Below are 25,443 nucleotides of genomic sequence, written 5' to 3' on the forward strand. Positions count from 1 at the left end.
GACGCTGTCAGGCCACGGAACTGTTGAGCGCCTCGTGCACCAGGCCGTCAATTTCTCCGGTGATGTCCGACAGCACGCCCGCCACCACCGAAAATTCCCTGCCCGCCTGTCCGGCCCTTGCCGCGACGATCTGCGCGTTGAATGACACCATGCGCGCCTGCCGGGCGATCGATTCGATGTCGTTCATGATGCCGTGCAGCTGCTTGCGTACCTGCGATGCATGCCGTTTCGATAATTCCTCGTAAACCTGCGTCAACCGGTTGAGCACCGTGAGCAGCGGCGTGGCTTGGCCGACCAGCTGCTCCAGCAGCGCCGGCGCCTGGCGCGCGCCGGATGCGATGGCGTCAAGGCAGCGTCCGGCCAGATCGATGAAGCCGCGGATCTGGCGGTCGCCCTGTGCGCTGCCGAAGTAGGCTTCCTGCAGTTCGGTGCAGAACACGCCGGGAATCTGCGCATTGCCGTTGACCAGCGCGAGATGGGCATCGGTGAACAGCTTGAGCGCATCGCGCGAGGTTTCCGCCGCATTGTCATGGCCGAGCGACGCCAGTACCGCATACAGCACGAGTCGCTGGGAAGTGAAGCGGCGCCGGCCCGACAGGTTGATCATCGAGGCAAAGAGTTCGCCCGACAGTTTGACCTTGGCGGCAGAGGGCGTCGGTGCTGGCGTCTTGACGAGGCTGAGTTGGGTCATCGCTGCTCCATTGCAAAGATAGTTTCTCTGTAGAAAGCAGAATCCATACCATCCTTTCCGTATCGTCCTTTCTGATCCGCCGACCAGTCCCCATCCGCTCGCGGCGCACCGATGCGGAGCATGGCGTCGCTGCCCGCACCGAGGCGGAGCGGCGGTATTACCCGTTTGGAAAGAATATGCTAGGCTAGCGCTCCCCGGCGCAGTCGCGCATTCGTTCGCAATTCGTTCGTCGCTCGCCGGGCGCGCTGTTTGACCACTTTCCCCTATCCGCGGGAGAGCCCGGTGCCGGCCCGCTTGGCGCGGCAGCACCTATCACGGCACGCCGGGACATTACCAATTCCCGTGCGCACCGCAAACGATGGCGAAAACGTTTGCACACCCATTCCAGCGTAGCGTTCCTGATCTGCCGCCACCAGGGTGGTCAGGGAATGCCGCACCAAGGCGCATCGCGCGCCGCAAAAGGCATGACGCAAGGGCATGACGCATGACGGGAACGGCCATGGCCGCCCCGGTCGGTCGCCCTGGCATATTGCCGCGCAGGTCCCGATGTCGCATCGGGACCTGTGCCGACCACTCATTATCCATTGCCAAGAAAAGAACATATCCATCATGCTGGAACAACAAGCACTTGAGTACCATGCCGCCGGACAGCGGGGCAAGATCGCCATCCAGGTCACCAAGCCGGTCGCCAGCCAGGCCGACCTCTCTCTGGCCTATTCGCCGGGCGTCGCGGCACCCTGCATGGAAATCAACAGGGATCCGGCCAAGGCCTACGAGTACACCGCCAAGGGCAACCTGGTGGGCGTGATCACCAACGGCACGGCAGTGCTCGGCCTGGGCGACATTGGCGCGCTGGCCGGCAAGCCGGTCATGGAAGGCAAGGCGGTGCTGTTCAAGAAATTTGCCGGCATCGATTCCTTCGATATCGAGATCGACGAGACCGACCCGGAAAAGCTGGTCGAGATCATCGCCGCGCTGCATCCTACCTTCGGCGGCATCAATCTCGAAGACATCAAGGCGCCCGAATGCTTCTACGTCGAGCGCAAGCTGCGCGAGCGGCTGTCCATCCCGGTCTTCCATGACGACCAGCACGGCACCGCCATCGTGGTCGGCACCGGTTTCCTCAATGCCCTGCACCTGACCGGGCGCGACATTTCTCTGACCAAGGTGGTATGTTCCGGCGCCGGCGCGGCGGCGATTGCCTGCCTCGACATGCTGGTCGACCTCGGTGTGAAGCGCGAGAACGTCTATGTCTGCGACAGCCGCGGCGTGCTCACCACCGAGCGCGAACTGACCGAGGAAAAACGCGCCTGGGCGCAGAGCACCGATGCGAAGACGCTGTCCGATGTCATCGGCATGGCCGATGTGTTCCTCGGCCTGTCCGGCCCGGGCCTGCTGAAGCAGGAAGACGTGAAGAAGATGGCGGCGAAGCCTATCGTGTTCGCGCTCGCCAATCCGGAGCCCGAGCTGCGGCCCGAGCTGATCCGCGAAGTGGCGCCGGATGCGATCATCGCCACCGGCCGTTCCGACTATCCGAACCAGATCAACAATGCCTTGTGCTTCCCTTACCTGTTCCGGGCAGCGCTCGATACCGGCGCCAGCACCATCAACCAGGATATGAAGCGCGCCTGCGTGGTGGCGCTGGCGGAAATGGCGCGCAGCGACGATCAGTTCGGCCGCCAGTACATCGTGCCCACGCTGCTCGACAAGCGCCTGCTGACAGGCGTGACACCGCGCATCGCGGAAGCGGCGCAGGCGAGCGGGGTGGCGCGCAGGGAGTTGGATGCGCGGGCTTACCGGGCACAACTGGAGGCGCTGGCGAAGACGCTGCTTTGATGCTGTGATTATGTCGGCGTTAGCCTGCCTTGGCTACCCCCCTCATCCCCAACCCTTCTCCCGCCTGCGGGAGAGGGGTTGGGGTGAGGGCGGTCGTGGCAGAGAGAAAGCTCATGCATGCCGGTTTGGCAGACGTAAAGCAATGGTTCAAAACCTTCGCCTCACCCTCTTAGGTTCTCCTTGTGAAACTTCAGATGATCCTCGATGAAGCTCGCAATGAAGTAATACCCGTGGTCATACCCCTCGTGCCGCCGTAGCGTCAGCGGCTGTTTTGCCTCGATGCAGGCCTGCTCGAATTCCTCCGGCAGCAATTGCTCCGCGAGGAATTTGTCGCCCAGCCCCTGGTCGATCAGGATGCCCTTGGGGAAGGGCGTGCTGCGGTGCTTCATCAGTTCGCTGGCATCGTGTTCCTTCCACGCCGCCTGGTCGCTGCCCAGATAATTGCCGAAAGCCTTCTGGCCCCACGGCGCGCGGACGGGGGCGGCGATCGGGGCGAATGCCGACACCGAACAGAACTTGTCGGGATGGCGCAGCGCCAGCGTCAGCGCGCCGTGGCCGCCCATCGAATGGCCGAAGATGCCCATGCAGCTTTCCTCGACATTGAACTCGTCGATGATGATGCGGCGCAGCTCCTGCGTCACATAGGTCTCCATCCTGAAGTGCCTGCTCCATGGCGCCTGCGTCGCGTCGAGATAGAAGCCCGCGCCGTGGCCGAAGTCCCAGTCCTTGTCGGCGCCTTCTATGCCGGTGCCGCGCGGGCTGGTGTCGCAGCTGACGAGCATGATGCCGTGCTCGGCGGCGTAGCGCTGCGCGCCCGCCTTGATCATGAATGTCTCTTCGGTGCAGGTCAGGCCGGCCAGGTAGAACAGGACGGGGACCATTTCCTTGCGTTCGGCCGGGGGGTGGAAGACGGAGAATCGCATCGGCAGGCCGATGGCTTCGGAGTCGTGGCGGTAGTAGGCTTGGATGCCGTTGAAGCAGCGGTGTTCGGAGAGGATTTCTAGCATGTTGGCACCTTATGATAGGTTGGTCGCGTGTGCTTCCCTGTGTCTCTTCGGTGATTCAACACTTCGGGCTCTTCGTGGAGGTTTGCCGGGGGCGGCCCGGCAGCCGCTTACTTTCTTTGCTCCGCCAAAGAAAGTAAGCAAAGAAAGGCGGCCGCGGGCAAGCGGCCCTTCGGGTTCCCGAAGAATCACGTGCCGCACCGGGAAGTGAAACAAACTCGCCCTGCGGGCTCAGACAAGTTTCACTTCTTATCCGCTGCGGCACGCGCTTCTTCGGCTGCTTGCAAGCGGTCTACTGCCACAGCCTTTAGTGGCTGCGGCAGTCAGTTTTACTCATATCTCATTTCTTATTTCTCGTGCCTGTTGCCGGCCGGCTTAATACATCACCACCGACCTGATCGACTCGCCGCGCTTCATCAGATCGAAGCCTTCGTTGATCTGGTCGAGGCTGAGCTTGTGGGTGATCAGGTCATCGATGTTGATCTTGCCTTCCATGTACCAGTCGACGATCTTCGGCACGTCGGTGCGGCCGCGGGCGCCGCCGAAGGCGGAGCCTTTCCATTCGCGGCCGGTGACGAGCTGGAAGGGGCGGGTGCTGATTTCGGCGCCGGCTTCGGCCACGCCGATGATGATGGATTTGCCCCAGCCCTTGTGGCAGCACTCGAGCGCCTGGCGCATCACCTTGGTGTTGCCGATGCATTCGAACGAGTAATCGACGCCGCCGTCGGTCAGCTGGACGATCGCATCGACGATGTTTTCATGGTCCTTCGGATTGAGGAAGTGGGTCATGCCGAACTTGCGGGCCATCTCTTCGCGCGCCGGATTGAGGTCGATGCCGATGATCTTGTCGGCGCCCACCATCTTCGCCGCCTGGATCACGTTCAGGCCGATGCCGCCCAGGCCGAATACCGCGACAGTGGCGCCGGCTTCCACCTTCGCCGTGAACAGCACCGCGCCGACGCCGGTGGTGACGCCGCAGCCGATGTAGCAGACCTTGTCGAAAGGCGCGTCGGAGCGGATCTTGGCCACCGCGATTTCGGGAACCACGATGTGGTTGGCGAAGGTCGAGGTGCCCATGTAATGGAAGATTGGCTTGCCGCCGATCGAGAATCGGCTGCTGCCGTCCGGCATCAGGCCCTTGCCCTGGGTGGACCGGATCGCCTGGCAGAGATTGGTCTTGCGCGACAGGCAGAACTTGCACTGGCGGCATTCCGGCGTGTACAGCGGAATGACGTGGTCGCCCTTTTTCAGCGAGCGCACGTCGGGCCCGACGTCGACCACCACGCCCGCGCCTTCATGGCCGAGGATGGCGGGGAAGATGCCTTCCGGGTCGGCGCCCGAGAGCGTGTAGTAATCGGTATGGCAGATGCCGGTCGCCTTGACTTCGATCAGCACCTCGCCGGCGCGCGGTCCGTCGAGATCGACTTCTTCCACGGAAAGAGGGGCGCCGGCCTTCCAGGCGATCGCGGCTTTGGTTTTCATTGAGGAGCTCCTGAACGGTAGATTGATCGGTGGTGTTCGATGAACGGGGCGCGATGACGGAGACTTCGTTCCGCTTTCCTGGCATTGCGCCCGACATGCCGCCACATTCTACCGGTCCGGATGAAGTCGCGCTGCGGGCGCTGCCGGAAATCCGCCCGCGACTTGTCCGCTTTACCGTTCAGGTATTGCGTATCGTCACGAGTCGGGACAGGCCGAACAGGTTCACCTTCTTCACCGATTCGATCTTCCAGTCGTACTTCAGGATTTGTTCATCGAAGCAGAAGCTGGAGCGGAAGCCGATGCGGGCGGCCAGCTTGTGCACCGCGCGTTCCATGAACCACCAGAAGCGGCTGCCGCTGAAGTGGTTGACAATCAGGATGGTGCCGCCCTTGCGGCAGACTCGCCGTATCTCGGCAACCAGGCGTTCCGGATGCGGCGTGACCGACAGCACGTAGGGAATGGCCACACAGTCGAAGGAGCCATCAGGAAAATCCATCGCCTCCGCATTCATCGCCGCCAGATGGATGCTGCGCTCGGGCATCTTGGCGGCACGGTCGCGCGCGATATTGAGCATCTCGTCGGAAATGTCGATACCCACCACCGAGGCCGACGCCGGATAGCGGGCCAGCGTCAGCCCGGTGCCTACCCCGACTTCGAGTATGGAAGACGGCTTGATGACGTTGACGGCTTCGGTCAGCGCGCGGCGGCCCGGCTCCAGCACTGCACCGAACAATCTGTCGTAAAGCGGGGCATAAAAACGGTAAGTACTGACTACGTTATCGACGGAGATCGGATTCATAGGCCTGTTTTGAATTGGAAGTTGTCGGGACGGATATTTTATTCTGATCAAATCGATAAGACATTTGGAGAGCAGAAAGTTCATCCTTTGCCTGTTGTGCGCAAAAGAGGTCGCTTCCATGCCCGGGCACGGAGCTTCCATTTGGAAACTCATGGATGCAGATTCTACTGCGTTACGTCGCGCTCCCGCAGCTTGCGCTTAATATCCTGCAATTCGATCTCGATTGCATTGGTGCTGATCAGAATTTCGTACAGGGAGAAAACCAGCGATACCAGCAGCAGAACGATGCTGACGCCGAAAATGATCTGGCCGGCATCGATCATGTCGAGAAACACGAACAGCATGGCCATCGCGCAGAAGATGAAGCTCAGCACCCCCATGGCCTGCATGCGGCGGATCAGCCTGATGCGCAGTCCCAGGTTGGAAATCTGGCGCACCACCACGTCGGTCAGGTTTTCCTGGTTCTGGCTATGCAGGTGCCGTATCAGCTGGGTCAGCACGATGAAGCGGTTGGTGTACGCGAGGAGCAGCAGGGAAATCGCGGGGAACAGCAGTGCGGGCGTGGTGAGATTCATTGATGGCCTGGCGGAATTCAACGTCGTTTGGATTTGTGGTGCGCATCGTAATACGCCGGATGTTTTTTTTGAACCCACTTGACGAACTTGCGGATCTCTTCGTTCTCGAGCAGACGCTCGGGCGTGTGGTAGTACTGGGCCAGCTCCCGTTCGCTGAATACCGAATGAATCTTGTTGTGGCAGATGCGGTGCATCTTCACCGTCTCCCGGCCGCGGAAGGTGCGCGGCACGAGATGGTGTTCGTTCACCGAGGGACCGTCGAGCATTTCGCGGCCGCAGAGGGGACAGAGCTCCATCGACGTCCGCCGCGCCTCATGCACGCTGGCGCCAGGCCAGGCATGCCGCAATGCGGACAATCGAGAAAACGATCCTGGAAGACAAGCACATGATGACATTCCGTAGGCAAGAGCATCACATTATGAGCGTTTGATGCCTTGCTTGCAGGCGAGGGCAAAAACGGATCCGGCCGCTTGCCGTCGAGCAGAGCCTGCTTGCCAGCTGAATGAAAAGCCGATTTAGCATGAATGGCTGATGTAGTGATTTCAGACTTTCTGCTAGTTCGGAACCAGTTGAGACCGCTCAAGCTGCACGAAAGCGTCCTTGAAAACCTCGACCGCGCCGACCAAGATGGTGTGGCAAGCGAGCTGCCACGTTTTGCGGATGCGTTCCGATGCATGCCGCACATGAATGACGTGCGCGATTGAAAGCTTCCATGTGGCCTCGCTGTGCGAATCGCCGCGGCACGATGCCGCGGTGAACTGCCCGCCGTGACGGCCGCATCCGCGTGACTCGGAGCCGTCGCACGGCCCCTACCAAAACGTATGAATGAATGCGTTGCTGCCGCAGGCCCGGACACGTCTGCACCAAACAGCGGTTAACGCATTCATGACTTCTAAAGGACATTGACATGACGGATCTTCAGCAAGGCTTCAACAGCGGGCTCGCAGGACAACAGCTTTCGCCGCAAGGCTTTTTCGGCGGATTGCTCGGCGGCCCGGTAGGCGGCCTGATCGGAAAGGGCATCGGCGGACTGTTCGGCAATCCATCGCTGGGTTCTCAGATCGGGCAGATCGCAGGCGGTGTCGGCGGTTCACTCCTGCCGTTCAATGTCGATCCGATGCAGGCCTATGCGCAACAGCTGCAACAGCTGCAGCAACTGCAGCAAGCGCAGCTGGCGCAGCAGCTGGCCCCGCAAGGCTTCTTCGGCAACCTGCTCGGACAGATCGGCCAGCCGCTGGGCAGTGCCATTGGCGGCGCATTCGGCAACCAGCAGCTCGGCGGCACTATCGGCGGTCTCGCCGGCCAGCTTGGCAGGATCCTGCCGTTCAATGCCGATCCTATGCAGGCCTATGCGCAGCAGCTGCAGCAAGCGCAGCTGGCGCAGCAGCTGGCCCCGCAAGGCTTCTTCGGCAACCTGCTCGGCCAGATAGGCCAGCCGCTGGGCAGCGCCATCGGCGGCGCATTCGGCAACCAGCAGCTCGGCGGCACTATCGGCGGTCTCGCCGGGCAGCTTGGCAGAATCCTGCCATTCAATGCCGATCCGATGCAGGCCTATGCACAGCAGCTGCAGCAAGCCCAGCTGGCACAGCAACTCGCTCCGCAAGGCTTCTTCGGCAACCTGCTCGGCCAGATTGGTCAGCCGCTAGGCAGCGCTATTGGCGGCGCATTCGGCAACCAGCAGCTCGGCGGCACTATCGGCGGTCTCGCCGGCCAGCTCGGCAGGATCCTGCCGTTCAATGCCGATCCGATGCAGGCCTATGCGCAGCAACTGCAGCAGCTCGCTCCGCAGGGCTTCTTCGGCAACCTGCTCGGCCAGATAGGCCAGCCGCTGGGCAGCGCCATCGGCGGCGCGTTCGGCAACCAGCAGCTTGGCGGCACCATCGGCGGTCTCGCCGGGCAGCTTGGCAGAATCCTGCCGTTCGGTGCCGATGCCTATGGCCAGTCAATGGGGGGTGTGCCGGGGTACCAGGCGTTCCAGGGACAGCAGGGCGGTGCCTTCGGCGGGCAGGGCGGGTATCCGTCACAGCCAACCATCCATTGAAGCGTAATCGTAAATCGTAACGACGCATTCACCCGGTCCATCCGCACCGGGTGAATGCCTCCCGGGAGGCAGCACGCATGGCATCGAACTGCAGTGAACAGGGCCAGGGGCCGCAGCGGGAACGCTATATCATCCGCGCGGCGGAACCCGGCAGGCTTGCCGAGTTTCTCGCAAGCGTATCCGATGATCCTCATATCACGATACTCGACCTCATCGGGCCGGCGGGAATGCCGCATACCGCGGTGGCCACCATGCCGCGCGAAACCGCGCAATCTCTCGAACAGCGGTTCCGCGCCTCCAGGCAACTCATGATCGAACCGGACCGGCCGCTGTCGCTGTTCGCGGACAGTCCGGAATTTCAAGGAAAAGCAATGCCAAAGACCACCGAATCCAATCAGCCCGGTTCACCGGGAGCATCCGCCGCACCGGATGGCGCGCCAGCAAAGGCCGGCGAGCCCCAGGCGCGCCACGGCGGGCGCCATGTCGCGGAACGCAAGGGACAGTTTCTGATCACCAGCCGGCGGCTGCCGGGTTTGATGCCGATGGGCGTGAGTCCCTTGCAGTTTTCGCAGATCGAACAGACGCTGCGCGCCAGTCCCGACATTGAAGTCGTCGATACCGTCGGCCCCAAGAACATCGTCGGCATGCTCGGCGACGGCGTGGGCGATGTGCCGGGCGTGCTGGTGGCGCGCATGACGCATCAGAAGGCCGGCATGCTGCACCAGCAGGCCCAGGGCCGGCTGGTGGTGGAACACGACCAGCCGCTGGTGCTACACGACGTGGCCTACCAGCCGCCGGTGATGGTCGCCGGCACCCTGCCCGCCACCGGGCCGGTGCTGTCGGCCCTGTTCGTGGTGCTGGGCAAGGACAATGCGCCGGTGCAGGATGCCGAGGTCTACCTGTTCGGCAGCATGCTGCCGGTCAGCGGCGTCACCAATGATCGCGGCGAAGTGACACTGTCGATGTTCGGGGAAACGCCGCAGACAATCCGCGCGTTGTACGTCAAGCCCAAATCCGATTACTGGACCTTCTACCAGCAGCAACCGGACATCACGCCGGATGAAGCCAATCTGATCGGCCTGCGGCCGCTGTCGGACTGGCCGTCGCTGGCGAATTTTCCGCAGCAGCAGTCGATGGGATGGGGGCAGAAGGCGATGCGGCTCGACCAGCTGCCGGGCAATTTCCGCGGGCAGGGCATCAAGATTGCGATCATCGACTCCGGCGCCGCGACCACGCATGAAGACCTGAAAAAGATCCGCTTCGGCGTCGATGTCATCAACAAGAAAACCAATCCCAACGGCTGGAGCGACGACACCGTGATGCATGGCTCGCATTGCGCCGGCATCATCGCCGGCGCCGACAATGCCTTCGGCGTTCGCGGCTTCGCTCCTGATGCGGAAATCCATGTCTGCAAGCTGTTTCCCGGCGGGCAGATCAGCCAGTTGATCGATGCACTCGAGTATTGCATCGAGAAGCAGATCGACGTGGTGAACCTGAGCCTCGGCGGCGCCGCGCCGTCGGAAGCGCTCGAGCAGCAGATCGTGCGCGCCAAGAATGCGGGCATCGCCTGCATCGTCGCCGCCGGCAATTCGGGCGGCAGGGTACAGTATCCGGGCGCCTCGCCGAATGTGCTGGCGGTATCGGCGATCGGCCGTCTCAATGAATTTCCGTCCGACAGCTACCATACCCAGGCGGTCACGCCCGTGATTGACGCCGATGGCTACTTCTTCGCGCGCTTTTCCTGTTACGGTCCCGAGATCGGCGTCTGCGGGCCGGGGGTGGCGATCACTTCGTCGGTGCCGGCCAACAATTTCGCGGCATGGGACGGCACCTCGATGGCGACGCCGCACATCACCGGGCTGGCCGCCCTGGTGCTGGCGCATCACCCCGACTTCCAGGCCGCGTACAAGGCGCGCGGCCCCGAGCGGGTGGAGCGGCTGTTTCAGGTCATTAAGGCCAGCGCGCGTCCGATCAATCTCGGGGATACCAGCCGCACCGGCTTCGGCCTGCCGGATGTGCTGGCCGCGGTCGGCCTGCAGGCAACGGCCGGGGCGTCGTCGGGTATCGCGGCGAGCGCGGCAGGGGCTCCATTCGGAATGGCGCCGCAGCAGTCCGGTTTCTTCCCGCTGGGCGCGGCCTATGCGGATGCAGCCCGGCTGGCGCAGCTTGCGCAATTGTCCCGGCTGGCGCAGATGGCGCAACTGGCCCGGCCGTCCGCCTCATCGTGGGCGCAGCAGAGCCAGGGCAACGGACTTGGTGTGATGTCCAGCGATCCTTTCGGCATGTACTTCGGACGGCAAGGAACGGGGATCGGAGGAGCAGGCGGAATCGGCGCCGGCACCGGCACGATGATGCCCTTCCAGATGTCGGCGGGAGGAATGACCGGCCAGGGATGGTAGCCGGGCCGAACGACCGCCAGGAATGAGCGCAACCGCGGCTTACTTCGCGCGCGGATGCTGGAGGCGCGCATCCGGCGCCGACAGCGTGCCCTTGCGCAATTCATCGACGGCCTGCGCGACGGCGCGGGCCACATTGCGCACTTCTTCCTGAACCGCGACATCGTGGTCCAGGGTGTCATGGCTTTGCGCATACGGCTCGTAGTAGCCGATATAGCGGTCCAGCCGCGACTTCATGCCGGCATCGATCAAGCCCATCCAGTCCAGCCAGTCGGACAGGTTGCGGCGTACGCTCTCGATGCCGGCCACATCGCCATGCACCGCCAGGCCATAGGCCCGGCCGGCGAGATGCTTTGGATACGGCCAGCCTTCGTTCTCCATGGCCTTGGCCTTCTCCGCATTCTTGCCCGAGGTGCTGGTCGGGTCGGGATTGCCGCCGTCGGCGCAGACCATGCGGTCCATCATCTGCTTGAGCACGCTGGGAACCTGGTACCAGTAGACCGGCGTGAGAATGATGACGCCGTGGGCGGACACCCATTTTTCATAGATCTCGTTCATCCAGTCGTTGGTCTGGCGTTCGCCATGGTTGGGATAACAGCTGCAGGGCCAGTGGCACAGCGGCATGGCGGTCGAGGCGCAGGCCTTGCATGGATGGATATGGCGGTCGTAGTCGGATATCAGCAGGCTGAGATCGAGCAGGTCGACTTCGATGCCGTGCGCTTCCAGCACGTCGCGCGCCAGGCCGGTCAGGCGGAAGGTCTTGGAGATTTCCCCGGGGCATGAGCCGTCGTTGCGGGCGGAGCCGCAGATGAGCAGCACCCGTGAACGGGTGGCCGGGTCCTTCTGCCTTGCCTCGGCCGCCAGCAGCCGATCATGCGCCTCGCGCCATTCGACAGACAAGTCATAGTCGGGATCGGCGAAGCCCGGTCCCGCCTTCGAAGTCACCGGTGCCTTGCGGCTGCCCTGATAGTTTTCCCACGCAATCCGCTCGATCTGATCGAGCGCCTGGCCCGCCTCTTCGAAACTCGGATCCACGAAGGAATTGCGGAAGCGAATATGGAATTCGTCGCGTGTCAGCTTGGCAGGCGCCTGCCCGGTGCGGGGTTTGGTCATGGGAGTGGAAAGGTGGTTGATCGGAACGGCGAAGACCGCGCCGCCTTACCGCGCCCCGCCATGACTGCGCGGAGCCCGGATGCGGCAGCTGTTGCAGGGTGTCAATCCCTGCGCCTGACGGGACGCTGCCGGTTTTCCCGCCGTACAACATGCACGCGCTGTGCCTCGCCGCCCATCCACAGCCACTGCGGGTCGGCGCCGCCGCGGTTGAGGCACCATGCGTGCCAGCGGTAGTTTGCATAGAAGCCCAGCGTAATGGCGACGCCCGCCAGCAGGATGAAGGCTGTCGCCCATGCCAGCACAGGCACCAGCGGAAGCCCGGGGAAGGTCTTGCTCGCAAGGTAGATCATCATGGCCGCGAAGGCCGTCGCGCATGTCAGCACGCGTGCGAAAAATCCGAAGCGGGGCTTACGGTTCATTCTTGTTCCTTCCTTGCTCCTTGAAAGCAGCTCTTCGTCCCACGGCAGGAGGAGAAGCTGCAGCCGCTCGCCTGGCGGCCGTCGTTGTCGATCATTGTCATTCATTGCCAGCGATCTTGCATTGCTACGGTTGGAGCCGTGGCGTGCGGCAATGGTTCACTTCGGACCGATTGATCCAGTGCAAGAACCCAAACTCACCGAAACCTCGAAAGTCTCAACAGGGTTTATTCAGCGGATTTGCCGACCGGCGATTCCATGCATTTCCATGCATTTCCATCCTCCCTGGAAGGCCAATGACGACAGTCCTGTTTGCCGGCACCATCTTCTGCAGCGCCTTCCTGCTGTTCCTGGTGCAGCCATTGATTTCCAAGCAGATTCTGCCATGGTTCGGCGGTTCCGCAGCCGTATGGGCAACCTGCATGGTGTTCTTCCAGGTGGTGCTGCTCGCCGGCTATGCCTATGCCGACTGGATGGCGCGCCGCCTCGTGCCCCGGCGGCAGGCATTGGTCCACGGCGCATTGCTCGCGCTCAGCCTGCTGTTTCTTCCTATCGCCGCCGATCCCGCATGGAAACCGGAATCGGCGCAAGATCCCGCGCTGCGCATCCTGCTGCTGCTTGGCGCGACCATAGGCCTGCCGTATTTCCTGCTGTCGACCACCGGGCCGCTGGTGCAGTCATGGATCGCGCGCACCCTGCCCGACGCCAGGGTCTATCGCTTCTACGCGCTGTCGAACTTCGCATCGCTGCTGGCGCTGGTGTCCTATCCCTTCCTGATCGAACCGTCTGCCGCGCTGCTGCTGCAGGCCAGGCTGTGGTCGGTGCTATACCTGCTGTTCGTGCTGCTGTGTGCGGCGGCGGCCCTGCGTTTCGCACGCGGCACCGCCATCCCGTCGCAGCCTTCCGGACGCGGCGCCAGCGGCAGTGACAGAGAGGCGTCGGACCCTCCGCCGCGCATGCGCGACTACCTGACCTGGCTGGCGCTGTCGGCGATGGGGTCATGGACGCTGCTCGCGGTCACCAGCCACATCACGCAGAACATCGCGCCCGTGCCTTTCCTGTGGCTGCTGCCGCTCACGCTCTACCTGCTGAGCTTCATCCTGTGCTTCGAAAGCGACCGCTGGTACCGGCGCGCCATCTATCTGGCGCCCACCGCGCTGGTGACCGCCTTCTGCGCCTATGCCTTGCAGCATGCAACGCTCGGGCTCAACCTCAAGGTCGCGGTGCCGCTGTACGCGATCGGGTTGCTGCTGATCTGCATGCTGCTGCATGGCGAGCTGGCGCAGATGCGTCCGAAGGGACGCTATCTCACGCGCTTCTACCTGATGCTGTCGCTGGGCGGCGCGCTCGGCGGCATCGCGGTCAGCATCGTGGCGCCGCGCGTGCTGCCCGCCTATTTCGAACTCGGCATCGGTTTCGTGATCGTCGCCTGCCTCGCCGCCTGGGTCTTTCGCCGCAAGCCGCTGCAGGCCGGCGCGATGCTGCTGCTGGCGGTCGCCTGCGGCTATTTCGTGCATGCCCAGATCAATCTCTACCGCAAGGACATGCTTGTTCTGGTGCGCAATTTCTATGGCAGCCTGCGCGTGGCCGATACTCGCCAGGGCGATCCGCGCAACCATGTGCGCGGTCTTTATCACGGCGTAATCCGGCACGGCGAACAGTATCTCGATCCGCAGCGCCGGCGCGAACCGACCAGCTACTACGGCCGCGACTCCGGCATCGGACTTGCCATCGTCAACGCCGGCGACGGACCGCGCAGGGTCGGCCTGATCGGCATGGGCGCAGGCACGCTCGCCGCGTACGGCCGCGCGGGCGACGTCTATCGCTTCTATGAAATCAATCCGCAGGTGATCGACATCGCCGGCCGCGACTTCAGCTTCCTGCTCGATAGTCCGGCGCGCATCGAGACGGTGCTGGCCGACGCCCGGCTGGCGCTGGAAAAGGAAGCGCCGCAGCGCTTCGACGTGCTCGCCGTCGATGCCTTCTCCGGCGATGCGATTCCGGTGCACCTGCTCACGCGCGAGGCGATCGCGATCTATCTGCGCCACCTGCGGCCGGGCGGCGTCATCGCCTTCCATGTCACCAACCGCTACCTGCAGCTGGCCCCCATCGTGCGCCAGCTGGCCGATGAGCAAGGCCTGGTTTCGGTGCTGATCCATGACGACGGCATGCGCAGCACCCTCCACAAGACCGATTGGGTGCTGGTGTCGCAGGATCCGGCCGCACTGCGGAAGCCGGCGCTGAGCAGGGCGAGCCTGCCTATTCCCTCCATTCCCGGCCTGCGGCCCTGGACCGACGACTTCAACAACCTGTTCCAGGTACTCAAGTAAGCGTATCTCAGGATCCCGGCTTGCCGGGAACGGTGCAGCGGGCATCCTTGTAGGGACCGTCTGCCTGTTCCCAGCCGCTGCCTGGAGGCGTCTGCGCGCAGATCTGCGTGCCATCCGTCTTGCTGCGCCACTTGTGCCACGCGGCCGGCGCCGACCACGCCATGGCGGCAACTCCCGCGCAAGCGGCGAGCAGTGCGGCCGCGATGGACGTTTTGATAGGGCTCATGGGGCTTCGGGAAATCATTGACATGAATCGGACGGCACATTCATACCGCACAGAATTCTTGCGCTACGACAATTGAATAAACGATATGGATCATATGTAGCGAACTCCTTCTTTTGCATCATGGTGTTCATAAACGCCCGGGAGCATGGCTCCCATCGCATTTGAACATACAGGGGGAACTATGATTCGCGCAAGTGTTATGCCCGCGGTGGTGTTGGGAATGAGTCTGGGTCTGGCGGGATGCGGCGGCGGGGGCGGAAGCGACAGCATCGTCGCTTCGACCGCCGGTACCGGCAGCAGCGTGCTTCCCGGTGCAGGTTCGGGCGGCGCCAGTAATGGAAATGGCAACGGCAGCGCGCAGGCAGGCAATACAGGCAATACAGGGAGCACGGGGAGCACGGGGAGCACAGGCGGCACAGGCGGCACAGGCGGCACAGGGAGCACAGGCGGCACGGGAACCCCCAACGCAAATTGCGTCGACCTCAGCCGCTGCCTGGATTTCACTGCGGTGAAAGTGGCCCGCTACAAGGACAACAGGCAGGCGGCAGCCTCGTACACCTTCGACGACGGCTATGCCAGCAGCCCCGCCATCGCTTCGCTGTTCGAGCAGGCCGGCGTACGGGCAACGTTCTATATCATCCCCGGTCTGGTGGCGGCCACCGACTGGGGAATCTGGCAAGACCTGTCGCGCCGGGGACATGAAATCGGCAACCACTCCATGACCCATCCGAACTTCACCGCTGCCCCGATGACCGAGCAGATGCTGGAATCGGAAATCGTGCAATCGCAGCGCCTGATCGAACAGAAGGTCGGCGTCCGTCCGCTGACTTTCGCCTTCCCTTATCATCTTTCCACCGCCAGGGCGATGGCGCTGGCGGAGCAAAGCCACATGGCGGTGCGCAAGACGGCCAACGGCGAGGACAGCTACCGATTCGCCTACTTCGATACGGACCGCGGCACCGACCTGGCCGGGACCCTGCGCACGGTGAACCGGCAACTCGATGAAGCAGTGCAGGCGGGCGGCTGGTTTGTGGCCGGCGGACACGGCATCGACGGCGACGGCTGGAGCCCGGTGACCACCGGTTTCATTCAGCAGCATCTCGCGCATGCGGCGACACATGCGCCGCGGCTGTGGAGCGATACCTTTGCCAACGTGTCGCGCTATCGCCTGTGCCGCGACACGGTCAGGCCGGAAGCGCAGATCCTGTCGGCCAACAAGGCCAGCGTGCGCCTGGCCGGCACTTACAATGCCGCCGTCTGCACCGCGCCCCTCACGGTGACGCTGCCGGTCACCGCAATGAAGGAAGGCTGCAAGCTGCGGGCGCGCGGTGCCGATGGCAGCGAACTGCCGGTCGTCATTCAGGGCAGCATCGCATATTTCAATGCACGTCCGGGGGAGACGGTATCGGTCGAACTGATACCGGCGCCTAGCGGGGCAAGCTAGAAATTCGTGGAAGGCAAACACCGGATTCAGGCGTGCCGGCGGAGTTCCGGGCAAGGAGCCCGAATGCGCATTACAGGATCAGCTTGAAGTGATAGCAGGTGATGTCCATCCTGTTGCGCAGATAGAAGCGATGCGCGCCGTGTCGCTGCACGCCCGAATCCAGATGAAGCTCGGCGCATCCATGCGCCTTGCCGAACGCGGCGACCCAGTCGACAAGCGCTTCGCCGTAGCCGAGGGAACGCATGCCGGCATCCGAGATCAGGTCGTCGATATAGACATGCCGGCCCCAGGCCAGCGAATGGCTAATGCGGAATCCCGCCACGGCGCAAACCCTGTCGCCGTCGTGAAGGCAAGCCAGGCAATAGCCGGATTCCTTAGCCTGATGCTGGATCAGTGCGACATACTCGGCTTCCTTGAGGTGGGTGCGCAGCTGCGCCATGACGCCGAATGTCGCTGCAATTTCGGCATCGGTCATGGCAAGTCGAATGTCATGCATGGTGTCTCCTTCAAAGGACAATAAGCGTTGGCGCCGCGCGGTTCATCGCGAATTCAGCGGCGCAAGCAGATCGCCGACCGTGCGCAGATTTCCGACCGTTTCCATATTGAACGCCGATCGTCCCAGCGCCTGCTCGATATCGAGCACCAGCATGATGAACGCAAGTGAATCGATGCCGAGATCGGTCAGGAGGTCATCTGGTTTCAGGGTGCCGGCAGGACGCTGCGCGGCACGCGCGACGATGTCAAGAACGCTCTGCTGCTCGGTGTCGATGTCGATGGTGATGGTCATGTTGAATCTCCTTTTCCATTTGCTGTTGTGATTTGCTGCTGTCGTTTGTGCAAGCGCCGGCGGCCAGGCTGACGCGGGACGGCTCTCCCAGGATCTGGGCGGCGTTATCGTAAAAAATCCATCCGAGTTCTTCATCGGTCAGAATGCCGCGCGCGGCGCAATCGATGAAGGCGTCCACCCATTGCTTCTGGCCGCCTTGAATGCGATGGATAGGCCAGTCGGTGCCGAAGAGGAGCTTGCGGAGCAAGCCGTTGCGCTTGTGCTCCAGCAGGATCGAGTCCAGGCCGCCGCGCCGCCAGTCGGGCTGAAAACCCGACAGATCCATGTACACATTGGGCCGGAACGCAGCCAGCATGCCCGCTTCCTGGCGCCAGACCACGCCCGCATGTCCGAGGATGAAATTCACCTTCGGGAAACGGAATGCGGCATCCTCGATATCGCCCGGACGGGTGTAACGGAAGGAAAGGGAGGGCGAAGTCGGGCCGATGTGCGACAGCACCGGAACGCGGTACTTTTCGCATAGCCCGTAGTAGGGATACAGCTCCTCGGCATCGGGCGAATAGCCGCAGGGCGGATAGATTTTCAGGCCGCGGAAACCCCAGTCGCGCAGCGCCTGTTCCACCAGTTCCTGCCCGGCCGGGCCCCGGCGCGGATCGATGCCGGCGAACACAATGAAGCGCCCCGGATGCCTTTGCATCAGCTCGCGATGGATCGCATAGACCTTGTGCAGCAGATCGGGCTGATCCAGGTAGGCGAATGCGAAGTCGACGATCAGCAGCACAGTCCTGGCGATGCCGGCGCGATCCATTTCCGCGATCAGCTTGTCGCAGTGCGGGTCCTGGTTCAGTCGCCGGAACATCGCAGTGAGCGCATCCCGCTGCGATGGCGGCGCACCTGGCGGAAGCAGGCGTTCCAGGTTATCCACCCAGCCATCGAAGAAGCGCACCGGCAGGACTTCCTCCATCGCCGCATGCGCATGGCTGTCGATGATCAGCATGCCGTGGCCTCCCGGACACTTGTGTTTGCGGCGTTGACGGCCCCGGCAGCACCGGCAGCATCGGCATTCGCGGCAAGCGCGAGCAGGTCGCGGTGCGATGCCTTGCCGGACGGCGTGCGCGGCACGCGGTCAACGAAGAAAATGCGGTCGGGCATGTGGCGCGGCGTCAGCTGCGCGAGCACGGCGGCCTCGATCCGCGAGCGCTCCATCGGCCGCTGGTCGGCGGTGACGATGAAGGTGCAGGCGATATCCGGCTGGCCCGGCCGGCACTGCACGATGCTGGCGCAGTCGACCACGCCGGGGGCATCGAACAGGCAGCGGTCGAGATCGTCCAGGTAGATTTTTTCGCCGCCGCGTATCACCATGTTCTTCTTGCGTCCCGTCACGTAGATGTAGCCGTCGGCGTCGAGATGGCCGATATCGCCGCTGAGAAACCAGCCATCGCCGTGAAAGCTGCCGGCGAAGCGGCCTTCATGGTCACGGAAATAGCTGTTGCGGATGACGGACGGACCGCGCATTGCCAGCTCGCCGGTTACGCCGGGCGCAAGCTGCCCGCCATGCTCATCCAGCACGCACACCTCGATCCCGGCGGGGAAACCGACCGCGCCGGCGCGCACCGCCGCGCGCGGCGAAATCGCTGCGAAACAGGTGGTCTCGGTCAAGCCATAGCAGGGCACGATGGGGTGGCCGAACAGTTCGGCATAGGCAACGCGCGTGCTTTCCTTGAGCGGTGCCGCTCCAGCCACCGCGAACCGCAGGCTGGGCACATCGCGCCAGGCGCGCAGCGCGCAGCAGGCTTCGAGCACGACGGGCGCCGCGCTGTAGGACTGGACGCCGTGGCGCTGGAATGCCTCCACGATGGGCTTGAGCCTTTGCAGGTCGAAGGAATCGACCAGCACGGCGCGCCCGCCAAGCAGCAAGGCGGGAAGCAGGTCGCTGATCAGGGTGAAGGTATGGAAGCGTGGCAGCAGGCTGCCGGCCACCCATCCCGGCTCATAGCCGATCGCATTGATCGCATGGCGGACGTTGGCCGCGATTGCCTGCCAGCCTAGCCGTACTCCTTTCGGCTCGCCCGTCGTCCCCGAGGTGTAGATCAGCAGGCCGGCCTGTTCGTCCGCGCCGCCGCCGACCTCGGCGAGCGCCGCCGCCACGGTGCCGGCGTCGGCCATGCCGGATTGGTTGAATACCGCGCTCCAGCGCAAGCAGGCCGTTTCCTTGATGGCATCCGGCTCCAGGCCGTCGGGCAGGGCGGCATCATCATCGATGATCAGCAAGGCCGGGCGCGCATGGCGCAGCTGGCCTTCCAGCATGCTTGCCGACAAGGCCGGATTCACTGGATGTATGGTCACGCCGTTGGACAGCCCGGCAAGGATGGCAACCGCCTGGTGCAGCGGACGCTGCGACCACAGGGTGACGCAGGCATCGGGCGCAAGATGATGGCGCGCCAGCGCCGCGCGCAGGTCGAGCGCTCTCGATATCAGTTCACGGTAGGAGAGCTGCCGTTCCGGCAGGCCGTGCCGCGCTTCGATGAGGGCCATCTTTTCCGCCTGGGCGTGGCGGCACAGGATGCGGAACAGTTCGGACAGCGGCCTGTTTGCTTCGCCCTGTGCTGCGGTTGCATCAGATGCACCTGAAGTACCGGATGTACCTGACGCCCCTGACGCCGCCGGAGCGGGCGCCGAACACAACGCCGTAAAGTATTCTCGGAACCACTCCTTGCCGAAGGCCGTGACGGGTACCGCGCGCCCGGTCCGCAACTGATGGTCCGCGAATGCCTGGCAGGCGGCCCGCACGTATTCCGAGTAGCGCAATGCCAGGAACAGCTCTTCGTCGGTGTACGCATGTCCGTTCTGGCGGAACAGGCGCAGGTCGACCAGGCCCGGATAGACCCGGCCGTTCATCAGAATGGGTTCCGGACAGCGTATGGTGTTGCGCACTTGCGCATGCACATGTCCGGCGTGATGCTGGTCGGACCAGATTGCCGTATCCGGCATGCGCGGCGGCAGGTAGAAATGCCTGTCCGGCGGCACGCTGGCACGCGGGCAATGCCCCGGGGTGTAGTGCCAGCTGTTGAACTGCATCCGTCCCGAACACGCGTACAGCATCTTGATCAGCATGTCCGGCTTGTGGCGCAGGCGCGCCAGCAGCGCCTTGCTCGGGAACACCGCGCAGTAGTGCTCGGCGGGCGACCAGTTGCAGATCTCCTCATAGGACTGCGCGGCGAATGCCTGCTGCCAGCGAAGCGTGTCGCGGAAACCGCGTGTCAGTCCGACATCGCTGCCGGTAGCATCGATCGCGCAGTCAACGATCACCTGCAGCAGCTTTTCAAACGCATGCATGCCCGGCTCGTCGCAGGCGAAATCCTTTTCCGCCATGCGCGCGACGCAGGCGGCGAACAACCGCTCCGGATTGGCATGGATGTCCGCATCGATACCCCAGGCCGCGGAAAGGTGCCTCCTCAGGTTTTCGGGCATCAGTCTGACATCGGCGCGCAATGCCTTGCGTTCTATCAGCCGTTCCTCTTTGTAGAAAGTGAGGCCATTGACCCATCGGTAGGTCAGCAGTTCGCCGGCGGTATCGCCGCGGTAGCGGGCCAGCAGTCGTGCCTTGCCGGCGATGGACAGCGTCTCTTCGACGGCGAGCCAGGGCGCCCGTTCGCGGTAGTCGCGCAGACGCTGTTCGAAATACGCGTCGAGGGTAGCCGGGCTCAGCTGGCGTGCGTTGAATTCCTCGCCTCGGCAGCCGGCGGCGCGCAGCCAGTAGAGACAGAACACGAGAATGCGTTCCTCCTCGGTCCAGTCTGCCAGGCGCATGCGCGCGGCGCGATGGAAGAAACTCTCCGGCAGGCTAGCGCCATTGCGTGCCTGCAGGTTGTTGTACTTGCCGAAGTTGGTGATGGTCTTGTCGCCGATGTAGAGCAGCACCGGATCGGTGTGGTCCACGGCTTCATGCACTTCATGCAGGCAGGCGCGCAAGGCCTCGTCATCGCATTGCGCGAAGAAGGACTCCATTTCCGCGTCCTTGCCATGCAGGACATGCCGCAGTTCAGCCGCGCGCGCGGCAACAGCCGCGTCCAATGCGGGCGCGACGTATACGAACCCGATCAGGCGGCATTCCGGATCGTCGGGTGCGGCATCGCTCAGCCAGAGGCGTCCATGGCTCCATATACCGAGTGCGTACGCTTTACCCTTCTCGTTCCCGCCGGGCTCTCCAACCGTATGCAGGGGCAGATCGGGTGCGATTTCCAGCAGCGCGGCCTGATGCGGCATGAGCGATTCCAGTCCGTGCTGAAGATCCACGCGGCCGCCAAGCGTCACGATGTCGCCGATAGCTTCCTGCAGGCTGGTGCCATGCCGGAGCCGATCGACGATGTCGTCGAGAATGAACTGAAATCCCGCTTTGGGCAGGTCTTGCCCTAGTGTGGAATGCATGGCTCTTCCTTTCGAGTCTACTCGTTGATTGCTTTAACACCAGGCTGTTCGGCGCCGTGGACGCGATCCCGCTTCCGGCAAATCGTCGCGGAGTAATAGGTGCTGCCATGGCCTATTAACAGGAAGTGCGTGCCCGCTGCCGGCGCTTTCTTCTCGCAATAATCATGCAGATTGATGAAGCCGTCGGCACTCCATACATGCCCGTAGCGCAAGATGTTATCGATGTAGAAATCCGTCTTCGTGAAGCCGTACAGGCGTAGCAGGCCGGCCATCATCACGACGTTCAAGTTGTTGAGCAGGACGCAGTTGATCTGCTCCCACGCCAAGCCGGCATGCGCGATGGCGCGCTTGATGACGCGTAGGCTTGCGGCCGTGCTCGTTGCGATTTCCTGCTGCATCGTGATATTGTCGCCCTCGGGAAAGGAGACAATCTGGTCCATCGCCAGCAGATCGAAATCGGCAGTGTCGATGTCGCTGGTGACGACGAAGCTCACGGCGCCGTCTCCGAAGACATTGTCCGGCGTTTGCCCGGGCGCCGCCCCCGACAGTCTTCGGCTGTCGTTGCGCAGTAGATTGGTTTCAACCACGAGAACATTGCGGTAACCGTCGACGATCACCATGTTGCGCGCGATCCTGAGAGCGCTTGTCACATTGGCGCATCCGGCCAAGGTCACGCCGACGACGGGAATATTGTTCATGCCCAGTCCCTCGAGGATGACGGAAGTCAGCTGTTCGGGGTATGCGGTCCATTCGCGCAGTTCGGAGAATCCAATGACGACGGCGTCGATATCGCCGGCCTGCATGCCGCATTTGCGAAGCGTCGCCTGCGCGGACAGCACGGCTTGCTCCGGCAATGAAATATTGGACCGGGAAAAATTACAGAAGTACGCAGCTTTGAAGCGTTCAAGCAAAGCGGCGTCGTTTGCCATGCAGGATAGTTCCTCGATCGGCACACTGTCCCCCACGTAATAGGCGATGCCCCGCAGGCCGATTGCAGGGCCGGTCAGGGAAATTGTGCTGCTCTCTTTGTCCTGCATTGTTTCTCCGTCTCTTATTGAAAAGCATGAAGGGCGCTGAAGTGCGGCTTTCATGCGGAGGGAATATCGGATCCGGCATTCCCTCCTCCAATCAGTTAATGATTGTTATATCGGATCGGGCTTTCCCAATCGCGCGACAGCCTTTTGTCAGGCGAATATGCATTCGCCCAACTTACTGTTTAAAGATCCGTCGCGTGGCGGAAAAGCTGAATGCCGCTTCCTGATCTCAGTAAATCAGGCGTTGCTTAAATAGGGACATTCTGATTCTGGCTCGACTGAATCTGGTTCAACAGTTCCATGAATTGTTGAAGCAAATCGGGCGGCATATTCTTCATCTGTTCCGGATCCGGCATACCTTTTTCTCCACCTTTCTCGCCACCGGCCTTCTTGCTGCAACCGCCTTTTTCTCCCTCGGGCGGCGGGGTGTAGTTGCTGCCCGATTTGTTGTTGACTGATGGTGTACCCATAATTTGCTCCTCTAATTAAATATTCAGTTGAATGTTGCACAACAATGTGCTTCTATGGGTGGAGCAAGAGGGAGAGGGAGTTCCCGCTTACTGTTAATTCGACAAAACTATTTCAATGCCTTCTTATAGGCCGGCCAGCATGCACTGCCTTCGTGCTCGCTTTATTGAGAGTGGGTTCCGACAAGGGCGAAACCGCGCCGGACGTATGTTAAAGCGACCGATCGCATAATCGAGGAGCTCTGGTCGATCGTTGGGGAATTAATGGACGGTTCGCTCCAGGTGAGCCTGAGCGATATATCTGCCATAGCGGCTATGGCCGGTCAGTTCGGCAAATCGCAGCATCCGTTGAGTTTCTAGCCCTCAGGTATACGGGCTGGAGCATCAATAATGCCAATGGCGTATCTGAAAACACCTGGGCCGGGAGCTTCGTGATTAACCATGAAAGGTCGCGCGTTTGCGGGAATTCACCGATGCCGCTACCAGCCTATCGGCCTGACCCGAGGTCGCAGATCGGAAGGATGCCTGTTGTGCGGGACGTCGGTTGTTGCATTCCCGCCGGCTTATTAAGGGCGCGCTAAATCTTTGAGAAGTAGCGGCTGGCTACGATGACTCAATGCTTTATTTTCAGACAAAGACCATCGAGGTTCATCATGACGAATGCAAGCACCGGAAATACCGGCAGCACGCCGCAGGAATCGAAGAAGCCGGTGACCGAGGCCGACGTCAAATCTGTCGACGGCCAGTCGGGACGCAGCAATCAGAGCAGCCAGAGCAGCCAGAGCAGCCATGATGCCAAGAGCCATACCAAGGTCGGCAGCGATCAGGGCACGGGCGGCGGCAAGAAGCAAGAGCGCCATCATTAACTGCTACCAATGATGGCATGCCGGAACAGGCAGGCATGCATCGAGAGTCGTTTAGACTCCTCCAGCACTATTCCTAAGGAAAATAAGTTCATTTCTCAATGGACCATCGGGAAGCTTTTTTATCTCCTCGTCGAACGGATCATTAACGCCGCCTTTGCTATCCGGCGGGGCCGCCGACTTGCCGCAGCCTCCGTTTTCGTCGTCGTTGTTTACCTTGCGATAGGCGTCAGCTCCTGAAGCGGCAACTGGTGGGATACCCATAACATGCTCCTTTAAATTAATGGCTAGTTAAATGCTGCACAACGATGTGCTTATATGTGTAGCGCAGCGGGCAAGCCGGTTCCTGCTTATTTTCATTGCGATGAAAGTTTTTGAATGTCGTTCCGAACGCAGATCGGGATGCCGAAGGATGTGGATCCGTACGGCAGCGACTGCCGCTCTCCATCGCATGTTTGATTTGTCGGCCTATGCTACATCCGGGTGCCAACGCGATCCGGACGACAGGAGGCCATCATGCGCGAGAGGGACAATACCGAACTGGCCAAGCAGGCTTATGAAAGATTTCGCAGCGGCGACATTCCAGACCTGATTGTTTCGCTGCAAGATCAGAGGGGCGCCGGTTCGGGCATTTGCCTGCAGCTTTTTTGCATGCACGCTGAATCTTTGACAAGAAGCGGCTGTCTACGATGACTCGAAGCTTTATTTTCAGACACAAACCATCGAGGTTCATCATGACGAATGCAAGCACCGGAAATACCAGCAACACGCCGCAGGAATCGAAGAAGTCGGTGACCGAGGCCGACGTCAAGTCCGTCGACGGCCAGTCGGGACGCAGCAATCAGAGCAACCAGACCAGCCATGATGCCAAGAGCCATACCAAGGCCGGCAGCGATGAGGGCGCGGGCGGCGGCAAGAAGCAGGAACGCCATCACTGATAGCATCGAGTGAGCCGATTGCGGCCTGCGATTCGTGCAATTTGGCTTGCACGAATTTCAAGCATGAAAAAAAGGCACCGCGCGTCGGTGCCTTTTTAATGGTCTTTCCTATTTGTCGAGCTGGCGCAGCAGCGCTTCCGTGACATCGACTATCGACTTTGATCCGAAGTCCGGGTCATCGCCGGATTTCGGCAACTCCGCTGCCGGCTTGCCAGTCAGCTTCTCCATCAGCCGCGTGAAAGCACTCGCTGCAGTGCCGGTGCCGCCGGAATTCATTCTGCGATCTTGCATGACATCACCTTGCCCAGTCCCAAAGAATTCTTAGTTTCCGCTTTCCAGAAATGGTTCTCAGATGCAATAAATTATTTTGTATCGGCAGAGGCTGCAAGACTGGCCTGCGTTGCAAAATTATTCAGCATGCTCCGGACCGCGACCTTATGGATTGGATGGCAATTGCGTTAAAAGTTGCATGCCCCGTCGGTTTTCTGTCGGCCACCTTGCGATGCAACGTGGCGATTTCGATCATGAGGAACGAGGTCAGGACTGACGGGCGGCAAGCAAGGTTTTCATCGT

General features: G+C 62.0%; 25 protein-coding genes. 8 read left to right on the plus strand and 17 right to left on the minus strand.

Annotated elements, in window-relative coordinates:
• Nucleotides 1–7: 7 nt before the first annotated feature.
• Nucleotides 8–691 carry a methyl-accepting chemotaxis protein gene (locus RY831_RS05025; RefSeq protein WP_326505229.1) on the minus strand — a complete coding sequence of 228 codons (684 nt, stop codon included), beginning with the start codon at nucleotides 689–691 and terminating at the stop codon, nucleotides 8–10.
• A 609-nt stretch (nucleotides 692–1,300) separates the two neighbouring features.
• Between RY831_RS05025 and RY831_RS05030 the strand changes: the two genes are divergently transcribed.
• Entirely contained in the window at nucleotides 1,301–2,527 is a 1,227-nt protein-coding gene (locus RY831_RS05030; RefSeq protein ID WP_326505230.1) for a malic enzyme-like NAD(P)-binding protein, read from the plus strand.
• 161 nt (nucleotides 2,528–2,688) lie between these two features.
• On the opposite strand, the gene fghA is transcribed toward RY831_RS05030, so the two are convergent.
• The 5 genes from fghA to RY831_RS05055 all read right to left on the minus strand — a co-directional run bounded on the left by fghA (nucleotide 2,689) and on the right by RY831_RS05055 (nucleotide 6,743).
• Nucleotides 2,689–3,534, minus strand: a complete 846-nt coding sequence (gene fghA / locus RY831_RS05035; RefSeq protein ID WP_326505231.1) for an S-formylglutathione hydrolase — start codon at nucleotides 3,532–3,534, stop codon at nucleotides 2,689–2,691.
• A gap of 372 nt (nucleotides 3,535–3,906) precedes the next feature.
• Nucleotides 3,907–5,013, minus strand: a complete 1,107-nt coding sequence (locus RY831_RS05040) for an S-(hydroxymethyl)glutathione dehydrogenase/class III alcohol dehydrogenase (RefSeq protein WP_326505232.1) — start codon at nucleotides 5,011–5,013, stop codon at nucleotides 3,907–3,909.
• 178 nt (nucleotides 5,014–5,191) lie between these two features.
• Nucleotides 5,192–5,812, minus strand: a complete 621-nt coding sequence (locus RY831_RS05045; protein ID WP_326505233.1) for a class I SAM-dependent methyltransferase — start codon at nucleotides 5,810–5,812, stop codon at nucleotides 5,192–5,194.
• Between the two features lie 164 nt (nucleotides 5,813–5,976).
• Nucleotides 5,977–6,387: a DUF2721 domain-containing protein gene (locus RY831_RS05050; RefSeq protein ID WP_326505234.1), complete on the minus strand. Its 411-nt coding sequence runs from the start codon at nucleotides 6,385–6,387 to the stop codon at nucleotides 5,977–5,979.
• Between the two features lie 17 nt (nucleotides 6,388–6,404).
• Nucleotides 6,405–6,743 (minus strand): HNH endonuclease, encoded by a 339-nt coding sequence (locus RY831_RS05055; RefSeq protein WP_326505235.1) that lies wholly within the window; start codon nucleotides 6,741–6,743, stop codon nucleotides 6,405–6,407.
• Nucleotides 6,744–7,294: 551 nt separating this feature from the next.
• On the opposite strand from RY831_RS05055, the gene RY831_RS05060 reads away from it, so the two are divergent.
• Nucleotides 7,295–8,428: a hypothetical protein gene (locus RY831_RS05060; protein WP_326505236.1), complete on the plus strand. Its 1,134-nt coding sequence runs from the start codon at nucleotides 7,295–7,297 to the stop codon at nucleotides 8,426–8,428.
• 77 nt (nucleotides 8,429–8,505) lie between these two features.
• Nucleotides 8,506–10,827, plus strand: a complete 2,322-nt coding sequence (locus RY831_RS05065; RefSeq protein WP_326505237.1) for a S8 family serine peptidase — start codon at nucleotides 8,506–8,508, stop codon at nucleotides 10,825–10,827.
• Between the two features lie 39 nt (nucleotides 10,828–10,866).
• On the opposite strand, the gene RY831_RS05070 is transcribed toward RY831_RS05065, so the two are convergent.
• Entirely contained in the window at nucleotides 10,867–11,937 is a 1,071-nt protein-coding gene (locus RY831_RS05070; protein WP_326505238.1) for a flavodoxin family protein, read from the minus strand.
• Between the two features lie 101 nt (nucleotides 11,938–12,038).
• Nucleotides 12,039–12,356, minus strand: coding sequence for a hypothetical protein (locus RY831_RS05075; RefSeq protein ID WP_326505239.1), 318 nt, complete (start codon nucleotides 12,354–12,356; stop codon nucleotides 12,039–12,041).
• Nucleotides 12,357–12,649: 293 nt separating this feature from the next.
• Between RY831_RS05075 and RY831_RS05080 the strand changes: the two genes are divergently transcribed.
• Nucleotides 12,650–14,683 carry a fused MFS/spermidine synthase gene (locus tag RY831_RS05080; RefSeq protein WP_326505240.1) on the plus strand — a complete coding sequence of 678 codons (2,034 nt, stop codon included), beginning with the start codon at nucleotides 12,650–12,652 and terminating at the stop codon, nucleotides 14,681–14,683.
• A 7-nt stretch (nucleotides 14,684–14,690) separates the two neighbouring features.
• Here the strand turns inward: RY831_RS05080 and RY831_RS05085 are convergent, their stop codons facing one another.
• Complete coding sequence (locus RY831_RS05085; RefSeq protein WP_326505241.1) at nucleotides 14,691–14,909, minus strand: hypothetical protein; 219 nt, start codon at nucleotides 14,907–14,909, stop codon at nucleotides 14,691–14,693.
• Nucleotides 14,910–15,129: 220 nt separating this feature from the next.
• On the opposite strand from RY831_RS05085, the gene RY831_RS05090 reads away from it, so the two are divergent.
• A complete protein-coding gene (locus RY831_RS05090; protein ID WP_326505242.1) occupies nucleotides 15,130–16,353 on the plus strand; it encodes a polysaccharide deacetylase family protein in 1,224 nt (407 codons plus the stop codon).
• A 70-nt stretch (nucleotides 16,354–16,423) separates the two neighbouring features.
• On the opposite strand, the gene RY831_RS05095 is transcribed toward RY831_RS05090, so the two are convergent.
• From RY831_RS05095 to RY831_RS05120, 6 genes are all read right to left on the minus strand, one after another.
• On the minus strand, nucleotides 16,424–16,849 hold the full coding sequence (locus tag RY831_RS05095; protein ID WP_326505243.1) for a GNAT family N-acetyltransferase: 426 nt from the start codon (nucleotides 16,847–16,849) through the stop codon (nucleotides 16,424–16,426).
• A 42-nt stretch (nucleotides 16,850–16,891) separates the two neighbouring features.
• Entirely contained in the window at nucleotides 16,892–17,140 is a 249-nt protein-coding gene (locus RY831_RS05100; protein ID WP_326505244.1) for an acyl carrier protein, read from the minus strand.
• On the minus strand, nucleotides 17,094–18,137 hold the full coding sequence (locus RY831_RS05105) for an amidohydrolase family protein (RefSeq protein WP_326505245.1): 1,044 nt from the start codon (nucleotides 18,135–18,137) through the stop codon (nucleotides 17,094–17,096). Before RY831_RS05105 ends, RY831_RS05100 begins: the two co-directional genes overlap by 47 nt.
• The gene (locus tag RY831_RS05110) at nucleotides 18,131–21,568 is read right to left on the minus strand and encodes a class I adenylate-forming enzyme family protein (RefSeq protein ID WP_326505246.1); all 3,438 of its coding nucleotides are present in this window, start codon (nucleotides 21,566–21,568) and stop codon (nucleotides 18,131–18,133) included. Before RY831_RS05110 ends, RY831_RS05105 begins: the two co-directional genes overlap by 7 nt.
• Nucleotides 21,569–21,585: 17 nt before the next feature.
• Entirely contained in the window at nucleotides 21,586–22,605 is a 1,020-nt protein-coding gene (locus RY831_RS05115; RefSeq protein ID WP_326505247.1) for a 3-oxoacyl-[acyl-carrier-protein] synthase III C-terminal domain-containing protein, read from the minus strand.
• A 245-nt stretch (nucleotides 22,606–22,850) separates the two neighbouring features.
• Nucleotides 22,851–23,072 carry a hypothetical protein gene (locus RY831_RS05120; protein WP_326505248.1) on the minus strand — a complete coding sequence of 74 codons (222 nt, stop codon included), beginning with the start codon at nucleotides 23,070–23,072 and terminating at the stop codon, nucleotides 22,851–22,853.
• Nucleotides 23,073–23,722: 650 nt separating this feature from the next.
• On the opposite strand from RY831_RS05120, the gene RY831_RS05125 reads away from it, so the two are divergent.
• Nucleotides 23,723–23,935 (plus strand): hypothetical protein, encoded by a 213-nt coding sequence (locus tag RY831_RS05125; RefSeq protein ID WP_326505249.1) that lies wholly within the window; start codon nucleotides 23,723–23,725, stop codon nucleotides 23,933–23,935.
• 51 nt (nucleotides 23,936–23,986) lie between these two features.
• Here the strand turns inward: RY831_RS05125 and RY831_RS05130 are convergent, their stop codons facing one another.
• A complete protein-coding gene (locus tag RY831_RS05130) occupies nucleotides 23,987–24,196 on the minus strand; it encodes a hypothetical protein (RefSeq protein ID WP_326505250.1) in 210 nt (69 codons plus the stop codon).
• A gap of 252 nt (nucleotides 24,197–24,448) precedes the next feature.
• Between RY831_RS05130 and RY831_RS05135 the strand changes: the two genes are divergently transcribed.
• Entirely contained in the window at nucleotides 24,449–24,625 is a 177-nt protein-coding gene (locus RY831_RS05135; RefSeq protein ID WP_326505251.1) for a hypothetical protein, read from the plus strand.
• Nucleotides 24,626–24,666: 41 nt separating this feature from the next.
• The gene (locus tag RY831_RS05140; protein WP_326505252.1) at nucleotides 24,667–24,870 is read left to right on the plus strand and encodes a hypothetical protein; all 204 of its coding nucleotides are present in this window, start codon (nucleotides 24,667–24,669) and stop codon (nucleotides 24,868–24,870) included.
• A gap of 108 nt (nucleotides 24,871–24,978) precedes the next feature.
• On the opposite strand, the gene RY831_RS05145 is transcribed toward RY831_RS05140, so the two are convergent.
• A complete protein-coding gene (locus RY831_RS05145) occupies nucleotides 24,979–25,161 on the minus strand; it encodes a hypothetical protein (protein ID WP_326505253.1) in 183 nt (60 codons plus the stop codon).
• Nucleotides 25,162–25,443: the final 282 nt, after the last annotated feature.

The sequence above is a fragment of the Noviherbaspirillum album genome (assembly GCF_035916955.1).
GTDB lineage: Bacteria > Pseudomonadota > Gammaproteobacteria > Burkholderiales > Burkholderiaceae_D > Noviherbaspirillum > Noviherbaspirillum album.